The organism is Burkholderia sp. A9 (assembly GCF_000801975.1).
The window spans coordinates 67868-75238 of record NZ_JSZN01000020.1 but is presented as its reverse complement, the minus strand read 5'-3'; the positions used below and the strand labels follow the sequence as shown (position 1 = coordinate 75238).

The 7371-nt window shown below is 69.5% G+C and carries 8 protein-coding genes and 1 pseudogene; 2 read left to right on the top strand and 7 right to left on the bottom strand.

Going from position 1 to position 7371, the window contains the following annotated elements; translation table 11 throughout:
- The 6 genes and pseudogenes from PI86_RS17110 to madL all read right to left on the bottom strand — a co-directional run.
- Nucleotides 1–107 (bottom strand): annotated as a pseudogene (locus tag PI86_RS17110) (biotin-independent malonate decarboxylase subunit gamma); the annotation flags it as partial.
- A 199-nt stretch (nucleotides 108–306) separates the two neighbouring features.
- Nucleotides 307–1230, bottom strand: coding sequence for a biotin-independent malonate decarboxylase subunit beta (locus PI86_RS11275; protein WP_039322084.1), 924 nt, complete (start codon nucleotides 1228–1230; stop codon nucleotides 307–309).
- The gene (gene mdcC, locus PI86_RS11270) at nucleotides 1227–1541 is read right to left on the bottom strand and encodes a malonate decarboxylase acyl carrier protein (RefSeq protein ID WP_039322082.1); all 315 of its coding nucleotides are present in this window, start codon (nucleotides 1539–1541) and stop codon (nucleotides 1227–1229) included. The genes PI86_RS11275 and mdcC overlap by 4 nt, the downstream gene beginning before the upstream one ends.
- Before the next feature lie 10 nt (nucleotides 1542–1551).
- Nucleotides 1552–3198, bottom strand: a complete 1647-nt coding sequence (mdcA, locus tag PI86_RS11265; protein ID WP_014897455.1) for a malonate decarboxylase subunit alpha — start codon at nucleotides 3196–3198, stop codon at nucleotides 1552–1554.
- A 164-nt stretch (nucleotides 3199–3362) separates the two neighbouring features.
- Nucleotides 3363–4130: a malonate transporter subunit MadM gene (gene madM / locus PI86_RS11260; RefSeq protein WP_039322078.1), complete on the bottom strand. Its 768-nt coding sequence runs from the start codon at nucleotides 4128–4130 to the stop codon at nucleotides 3363–3365.
- A gap of 11 nt (nucleotides 4131–4141) precedes the next feature.
- Complete coding sequence (gene madL, locus PI86_RS11255) at nucleotides 4142–4537, bottom strand: malonate transporter subunit MadL (protein WP_014897457.1); 396 nt, start codon at nucleotides 4535–4537, stop codon at nucleotides 4142–4144.
- Between the two features lie 331 nt (nucleotides 4538–4868).
- On the opposite strand from madL, the gene PI86_RS11250 reads away from it, so the two are divergent.
- Nucleotides 4869–5717 carry a LysR substrate-binding domain-containing protein gene (locus tag PI86_RS11250; protein ID WP_039322076.1) on the top strand — a complete coding sequence of 283 codons (849 nt, stop codon included), beginning with the start codon at nucleotides 4869–4871 and terminating at the stop codon, nucleotides 5715–5717.
- A 181-nt stretch (nucleotides 5718–5898) separates the two neighbouring features.
- Entirely contained in the window at nucleotides 5899–6177 is a 279-nt protein-coding gene (locus PI86_RS11245) for a DUF4148 domain-containing protein (protein WP_039322073.1), read from the top strand.
- Nucleotides 6178–6217: 40 nt separating this feature from the next.
- Here the strand turns inward: PI86_RS11245 and PI86_RS11240 are convergent, their stop codons facing one another.
- Nucleotides 6218–7135 carry a 3-hydroxyacyl-CoA dehydrogenase NAD-binding domain-containing protein gene (locus PI86_RS11240; RefSeq protein WP_039322070.1) on the bottom strand — a complete coding sequence of 306 codons (918 nt, stop codon included), beginning with the start codon at nucleotides 7133–7135 and terminating at the stop codon, nucleotides 6218–6220.
- Between the last annotated feature and the right edge of the window lie 236 nt (nucleotides 7136–7371).

The window sequence follows — 7371 nt, the reverse complement described above, 5'->3', positions numbered from 1 at the left end:
TCGACGCGCGTGCCGGCCAGGTCGGCGTGACCGGTCAGCAAGCCGCCGGTTCGCGCGATCGAATGGCCTTTGGGGAACAGCGAGGTCAGTACTTCATCGAGCGTCATGCTGCCTCCCGCCGGGCCGCCCCAAGGGGCGTAGCGGGGAATGCGCGGAGCATCGCTCCGCGCCCGCGCAGCCGGCCGGCTTTGCAAAGGCGGCCGTGGACCGCAGGCACCCCCTCGGGGGGAGCCGTGCATGGGACCGAAGTAAGCGCTAAAGCGCCAACTCCGGTCGACAGCGAACGAAGTGAACGTGGGGGTCGTTTCATTTCTGCTCCTGCAGTTGGTCGGCGAGCTTCGCGAATTCGTCGTCGGGCATGCCGGGAATTGCTTCCGGCTGATCGGCACCGAGCACACGCCACACGTCGAGCGCGTCCTGACATGCGCCGAACCGCTCGACCCGCGCTTCGAGACGCGTCTGCTCCGCGCGCAGCATCGCCGCATCGAACTTCGGCGCACGGCCGATCAGTTCGAGCGCGGCCGCGCGAAACGCGTCCGGCGTATCGGCAACGTAGCGATCCGCGCCGCCGATCAGCCGGCGATGCTTGCCGCCCATCGTGCGCCAGATCAGCGCGCGATCCTTCGCATCGAATTCCTCGACGCCGCGATTCGTCTCGATCACCTCGGGGCCGGACACGCTGATGCGGCCCTGCTCGGACACCGCGAGCGCCGAGCAGCACGCGGCAAGCAGCCCGCCGCCGCCGTAGCAGCCCGCGCGCCCGCCGATCAGCCCGATCACCGGCACGCCAGCCGCGCGCGCTTCGACGAGCGCACGCATGATCTCGGCGATCGCGAGCTCGCCCGCGTTCGCTTCCTGCAGCCGCACGCCGCCCGTATCGAACAGGATCACCACCGGCGTGCCAAGTTCGCGCGCGGCGCGCAGCAGCCCCGTGAGCTTCGCGCCGTGCACTTCGCCGAACGCGCCGCCCATGAAGCGGCCTTCCTGCGCGGCGACGAACACCGGCTGGCCGTCGAGCCGGCCGTGGCCGACCACCATCCCGTCGTCGAACTGCTGCGGCAGGTCGAACAACGGCAGGTGCGGGCTCGTCACGCGCTCGCCCGGCCCGAGAAATTCGGTGAAGCTGCCCGCGTCGAGCAGCCCGTCGACGCGCTGGCGCGCCGACGCTTCGTACCAGCTCGCGGCGTTCGCGACGAACGCGGGTGCGTCATGGATCACGTCGGTCGTCATGCGTCCCCCTCGATCGCGCGCACGGCCTGCGCGAGCCGCAGCGACACCATGTCGGGCCGCGCGCCGCCGTCGTTGATCGACAGCTTCAGGCCGCCCGGCGCGCGCCGCTCGACGAAGTCCGACACGACGGCCTGCCACACCGTGCCGAAACCGACCGCCGCGGTGCGGATGTCGATCTCGCATTCATTGCCCGGCAGCACGCGCTCGACGAGCACTTCGAGATTGCCGGACGCGACCACGCCGACGAGCGCCGTGGCCCGTTCGCCCTTCGCGCGTTCGCGCGCGGTGAAGCGGTAGTTCAACTGTTCCATGCCCTCTTCCTCACCAGTTGCGGAACCGGGCCGGCGGCGCATAAAGGCCGCCCGACCAGTGCACGAGATCCTTGATCGAGCGCGCCGCGAGCCAGCGGCGATCGGCGTCGAGCGGATCGATGCCGAGATCCTCCGGACGACGGATCACGCCGCGCTCGCGCAGCCGCTCGACCATCTTGCGGTCGCGGCCGCGGCCGACGTCCGTATAACCGGCCACGCCGCGGATCGCGTGCTCGCGTTCGTCCTTGTCGCGGCACATCAGCAGGTTGGCGATCCCTTCCTCGGTGACGATGTGCGTGACGTCGTCGCCGTAGACCATGATCGGCGCGAGGTCGAGCTGCAGCTTGTCGGCGAGCTTCAGCGCGTCGAGCTTCTCGACGAACATCGGCACGTTCTTGTCGCCGAACGTCTCGCCGATCTGCACGACCAGCTTGCGGCCGCGCCTGAGCGCCGCCGGCGTGTCGGGATCGGCTTCCGCGCCGGCCTTCAGCCACGGCTCGCTCGGATGGCGCCGCCCGCGCGCGTCGCTGCCCATGTTCGGCGCACCGCCGAAACCGGCAATGCGCTCGGCCGTGACCGTCGACGAATGACCCGACAGGTCGATCTGCAGCGTCGAGCCGATGAACATGTCGCACGCGTAGAGGCCGGCCGTCTGGCAGAACGCGCGGTTGGAGCGCAGCGAGCCGTCGGGGCCCGTGAACCACACGTCGGAGCGCGCGCGGATGTAGTCGTCCATCCCGACTTCGGAGCCGAAGCAGTGGATCTGCTCGACCCAGCCCGATTCGATCGCGGGAATCAGCGTCGGGTGCGGGTTGAGCGCCCAGTGCGTGCAGACCTTGCCCTTCAGCCCGAGCTTCGCGCCGTAGGTCGGCAGCAGCAGCTCGATCGCGGCCGTGTTGAAGCCGATCCCGTGGTTCAGGCGCTTGATCCCGTACGGTTCGTAGATGCCCTTGATCGCGAGCATCGCGGTCAGGATCTGGGTCTCGGTGATCGCGGCCGGATCGCGCGTGAACAGCGGCTCGACGTAGAACGGCCGGCCGGCCTCGACGACGAAATGCACGCGGTCGCCGGGAATGTCGACGCGCGGCACCTTGTCGACGATGCGGTCGACCTGCGCGATCACGATGCCGTCCTTGAACGCGGTGGCCTCGACGACGGTCGGCGTGTCTTCCGTGTTCGGGCCGGTGTACAGGTTGCCGTCGGCGTCGGCGCTGACCGCGGCGATCAGCGCGACCTGCGGCGTGAGGTCGATGAAGTAGCGCGCGAACAGCTCGAGATAGGTGTGCACCGCGCCGAGCGCGATCTTGCCGCCGAACAGCAACTTCGCGATCCGCTGCGACTGCGGGCCCGAATACGCGAAGTCGAGACGCTTCGCGATCCCGCGCTCGAACACGTCGAGATGCTCGGGCAGCACGACACCCGACTGCACCATGTGCAGGTCGTGCACCTTCGCGCTGTCGACGTCGGCGAGCGCCGTCGCGAGCAGGTCGGCCTGCTTCTGGTTGTCGCCTTCGAGGCAAACGCGGTCGCCGGGCCGCAGCACCGCTTCGAGCAACGCGACGGTGTCGCGCGCATCGACCCGCTTGCCGCGCGCGAAGGCCGCGCCGGCCGCGAGGCGTGCATCGCGCGCCTGCCGCGCGTGATTCCATCCCGTCATGAACAGTTCTCCCGCTTCGATGGTTCAGCGGCATTCTAAGCCTGGCGCCGCCGCCGATTGATGATGTTGACGAATGCGACTCAGAGGACGCCGCGATGGATGCGGCCCGCCGGGGCCCGCGCACGCCGGTTGCGCGCGCGAGCCGCCCGGATCGCACGCGACGGCTACGCGCCGACCAGCGCGCGCGTCGTGAAGAACAGCAGCGACGGGCCGAGCAGGCAGCCAACGCCGGTATGGAACGTCGCGACCAGCGCACCGTACGGCACGAGCCGGCGATCGGTCGCGGCGAGGCCTGCGCTCACGCCACTCACGGTGCCGGCCAGGCCGCCGAAGATCATCGCGGAGCGCGGCGTCTTCAGGCCCATGAAGTTGGCCGCGACCGGCGTGCCGACCATCACGATGATCGCCTTCACGAGGCCCGTCGCGATGCTGAGCGCGATCACGTCGGAGCTCGCGCCGATCGCCGCACCGGTGACGGGCCCGACGATGTACGTGACGGCGCCCGCGCCGATGGTCGTCATGCTGACCGCATCGGTATAGCCGAACGCACGCGCGATGCACGCGCCGACGATGAACGGCAGCACGGTGCCGAGCAGCAGCGACACGACGCCGACGAGGCCGGCCTTGCGCGCCTCGGTCGGCTGCACTTCGAACGCGGTCGCGACGATCGCGAAATCGCGCAGCATCGCCCCGCCCATCAGGCCGACGCCGGCGAACAGCCGCACGTCGGCCAGCCCCTTCTCGCCGCCGGTGAACGCGCCGCCGACATACGCGAGCACGAGACCGATCACGATCGCGATCGCGGAGCCGTGCACGCGGCCGAACGTGAGCTTGCGCGACGCGACCGACGACAGCCACATGATCAGGCCGACCAGTGCGAACGACGTGACGAGCCCGTTGTGGGCGACGGTTTTTTCGAGCATCTGCAGCATGGCGGCCTCCGTCACTGTTCTTCGAAATGCGGCACGCCCGCGAAGGCCGTGTCGTCGCGCCCGGTGCGTACGAGTACCGCGATGCAGCATGCGCAAATCGCGACCGCGCCAACCGCCGCGAGCAGCGCGACCGGCCCGCCCTTCAGCGCGGCGACGACGTTCTGGTTCGCGGCCATCGCGACGACGACCGGGATGTACATCGCGCCCCAGAAGCCGACGCCGGCCTCGGTCTCCTTCGGCAGCCAGCCACGCCGGTGCAGCCACAGGCGCAGGCAGATCAGCAGCAGCATCGCGATGCCGACGCCGCCGACGTTGGTCTTCACGCCGATCGCGGCGCCCAGCAGGTCGCCGAGGAACAGTCCGGCCAGATGGCAGAACGCCAGCAGCGCGGTTCCGTAGATGATCATGAGTCGTCTCCAGTCTCTTCGTGACGGGCGCCTGACGTGTGCGGGAGCCAGGCCCGCACGCCGATCCCGGACGCGGACTGTCGGACTCCTGCGGCGGGGCGCCGCGGCCCGGCGGCTCGTCGTGCGAGCGCGTTCTCGGGGGTCGATGGGATGATGCGGTTTCGGGCCGGACGCCGGATGCCTTAGACTGACCGAAGCAGCCGCCGGCGCGACACGGGCTACGCGTCCGCTGCGCCCCATCTGCAAGGGCCGCACCGGGGCGTATCCGATACTAGCGCCGCATAATCCGGCCATTTATGAAGTTGTCGAAACCGATTCAGTGGATTTAGCAATGCGTCCCTTACCGCCCGAATTGCTGCGCAGCTTCGTCGCCGTCGCCCAGTCCGGCAGTTTCACCGCCGCGTCGGAGCGCGTGAGCCTGTCGCAGTCGACCGTCAGCCAGCACATCCGCCGCCTCGAGGAACTGCTCGACCGGCCGCTGTTCGAACGCGATACGCGCAACGTGCACCTGTCGCAGCACGGCGACGCGCTGTTCCGCTACGCGGTGCGGATCCTCGAACTGATGGACGAGGCCGTCACGTCCGTGTGCGGCCCGCCGCTGTCGGGCAAGGTGCGGCTCGCGATGTCGGAGGATTTCGCGTCCGCGCACCTGACGGCCGCGCTCGCGAGCTTCGTGCAGCGCAATCCGGAAGTCGAGCTCGCGATCTCGACGGGGCTGTCGGGCGACCTGTTCGATGCGCTCGACGAAGGCCGCCACGATCTCGTGTTCGCGAAGCGCGTCGCGGGCAGCCGGCGCGGCCGCGTGATTCGCAGCGAACCGCTGTACTGGTGCACCGGCCCCGATTCGCGGATCACCGGCCACGAGGCCGTGCTGCCGCTCGCGATGCATCCGGAGCCGAGCGTGTCACGCCGCCGGGTGCTCGAATCGCTCGAGGCGGTCGGCCGGCCTTACCGGATCGCCGTCGTGAGCAGCAGCATCGCGGTGCTGCGCGCGGCCGCGAGCGCGGGGCTCGGCGTCAGCGCGTTCGCCGGCTACGTGATTCCGGCCGGGCTCGCGCGGCTCGATGCCGGGTTGCCGGAACTCGGCGAGCTCGAATACGTGATCGACCGGCCGGCGGCCGCGTCGCGCTCGACGCTCGCGCTCGAGGCGACGCTAATCGCCGCGGCAGCGGAGCTGTAGTGGCCGATAGCAGTACAGATTCAGGTGCCGACGCCCGCCCGCGGCATCGCGCGCGCAACTGACGGTCTTGCCTGGCACGCGTCAGCGTCTGCGCAGTACCCGCTCGCGACAATGGGACCCATCGGAACGCACGGCAGTGTGCCGCGCGTCCGCTGTCCCGTCCCCTTGATCGGAGCCCGCCATGAATGTCTTGCGATTCGCCGTCGCGACCGCCGCAGCCGCGCTGCTGTCCCCTGCCTTTGCACAAACCGACGCCACCGCACCCGCGCAGGGCCTGACACGCGCGGAAGTGATCGCCCAGTTGAAGCAGGCCTATCTCGACGGCGAACTGCCGACGAACGACGGCAACTATCCGCCGACCGCCGCGACGCGCGCACGCAATCGCCAGTTGGTGCAGGCCGTGCAACCCGCGTGGCTCGCGCAGACGCCGCAGCCACCGCAAACGCCGGTTCAGCAATAGCGGAGCACGGCCCGTGCCGATCCACGGTGCGGCGGCGCGCTCAGGGCAGGAAACTGCGACGCCGCGCGTCGATCAGCTCGACGAGCAGCCGGTCGCGCTCGGCCGCCAGCTCCTGCATCGAACGCTCGCCCTGGATCGCGCGCAGCTCGTCGGTCAGCTTGCGATCGACGGCCGGATCGAACGACGGCGTGCCGAGCGCGTCCCACCACGTCGTGATCGGCCCCGACAGGTGCTCGAGGAAATGCGCGATCCCGCCCGCGCCACCGCCGAGGTGATAGGTCAGGCACTGCCCCATCAGCCCCCAGCGCAGGCCCGGGCCCCAGGCGACGGCCTTGTCCGCATCGGCGACGCTCACCACGCCTTCGCCGACGAGGTGATACACCTCGCGAAACAGCGCGGCCGCGAGTCGGTTCGCGACGTGGCCGGTCATTTCCTTGTTGAGCACGATCGTTTGTTTGCCGAGTGCGTCGTAGAACGCCTTCACGCGTGCGATCACGTCCTGCCCGGTCGCGTCGCCGCCGACCAGCTCGACGAGCGGAATCAGGTGCGGCGGGTTGAACGGATGCGCGATCATGCAGCGCTCCGGATGCTTTGCGCAGGCGGTCTGGATCTCCGACATCTTCAGACCCGACGAGCTCGATGCGATCGGCACGTGCGCGGGCAGCACGTCGTCCATCTGCCGGTACAGCGCGCGCTTCAGGTCGAGCCGTTCCGGGCCGTTCTCCTGCACGAAATCGACACCGTCGAGTGCGCGTGCCAGATCCGCGTCGAACGACAGCCGCGCGGAAAGTTCGGCGGCCCGCTCGCCGAGAAACGTGGCGAGCGCGTCGCGCAGCCGCGCGTCGGCGTCCGGTGCCGGATCGGTCGCGACGACGTCGAAGCCCTTCGCCAGATAGAACGCCGCCCAGCTCGCGCCGATCACGCCGGCGCCGACGATCGCGATGCGTTGAATGTCCATGGTTGTCCCGTGTCGTTGGTCTGCAGAACTGTCGCGGCGATTGTCGCATCGATTCGCACGGGCCTCGGTTGACGCAGGTTGCAAATGCCCTCTTGAAATGCGCGGTGGTGGCCACTAATTACACGTCGTCGGGCAGTGCTGCAGGTCACGCACCGCCCCCGTTTCGATCCCGTGGAGCCACCCGTCGCGCCCGCCGCAGGCGTCGCGCCGTCACGTCTCCCGCGTTCCCTGTTCAG